The sequence below is a fragment of the Staphylococcus sp. EG-SA-2 genome (assembly GCF_017152085.1).
The window spans coordinates 1-1244 of sequence record NZ_JACYHC010000821.1; the positions used below are offsets into that span (position 1 = coordinate 1).

Consider the following 1244-nt stretch of genomic DNA (forward strand, 5'->3'; position numbering starts at 1 on the left):
ATGTTCCTCTATATGTCCTAGGAAATACGTGGCTCTAAAAACAAAACGCAATAACACATCATGACATTAATCATGCGTTTTAAGACTTTAAAATTAGCGATACTTTTAAAATCTTGATGATATTCATTTATCAAGTATGCGCCATACATATGAAGTGGATAGCTGCATAGGGAGTGGGACAGAAATGATATTTTCGCAAAATATATTTCGTCGTCCCACCCCAACTTGCATTGTCTGTAGAAATTGGGAATCCAATTTCTCTTTGTTGGGGCCCCTCCCCAACTTGCACATTATTGTAAGCTGACTTTTCGTCAGCTTCTGTGTTGGGGCCCCTGACTAGAATTGAAAAAAGCTTGTTACAAGCGCATTTTCGTTCAGTAAACTACTGCCAATATAACTTCGTAGAGCATAGAATATTGATTTATGTCCCGGCCTGTTGAACAACTATGTCATAAATAAAAGCCCCCTTTTCACAATATGCATTTACATGTTGTGGTAAAGGGGGCTCTCATTTTCTACGAATACTAAAATGGATTTTATTTTCAAATGTGTAAACTAGACAAACACTGCCTGATACACGTACAAAATAATGATACTAATAATGATTGTCAAATTGGTCGTCATACCTATAAATGGCAGTGTTCGATATTTAAACTGAATACCATAAGAAATAATTGCGACACCAACCGGGAACATCCAAGTGACCAACAATGTCGTCTTAATCATATCATCTGATACCGGTAACAACACATGTACTAACAATCCCGCAACTAATGCTAATCCATAATGCAAACATAAATATTTAATAGTAGCAGGTATATACTTTCTTTCCAGAGTAAAATTCAACATAACACCTAGCAAAATCATTGATAACGGCATATTTGCATGGGAAAGTATGCTAAAGAAATCGATTGCCACATGTGGTAAATGGATGTGATTTATATTCAATATAAACATTACAATGTATGTAACGAGTGGCACTGACTGTAATAATTTCTTACCTAAATATTTAAAATCGAATTGATCACTACCTTCACTAAAGTAGCTACCTACAAAGTAAGTAATTCCAAACATCACAAAGGCACCACCTATATCAGCCATACCAAAATAAATAAGCCCCGTTTTAGGCCATATCACTTCAATTAGTGGATATGCAAACAATCCAATATTCATAGCACCAGTCATCATACCTACTGATCCACGCATGTGATTATCATATTTTCTAAAAAACCAGACAGCAATCA

At 35.4% G+C, this 1244-nt stretch carries 2 protein-coding genes; both read right to left on the reverse strand.

Annotated elements, in window-relative coordinates:
- Nucleotides 1–17 precede the first annotated feature (17 nt).
- Entirely contained in the window at nucleotides 18–149 is a 132-nt protein-coding gene (locus tag IDG60_RS14820; protein WP_001792137.1) for a hypothetical protein, read from the reverse strand.
- A 406-nt stretch (nucleotides 150–555) separates the two neighbouring features.
- Nucleotides 556–1244 (reverse strand): AEC family transporter (locus tag IDG60_RS14825; protein ID WP_206160851.1); only part of this gene is annotated, 689 nt, incomplete at its 5' end.

Excerpts from the sequence above, each read along its gene's own strand:
- IDG60_RS14820 (WP_001792137.1), bottom strand. The coding sequence starts at position 149 with ATGTATGGCGCATACTTGATAAATGAATATCATCAAGATTTTAAAAGT.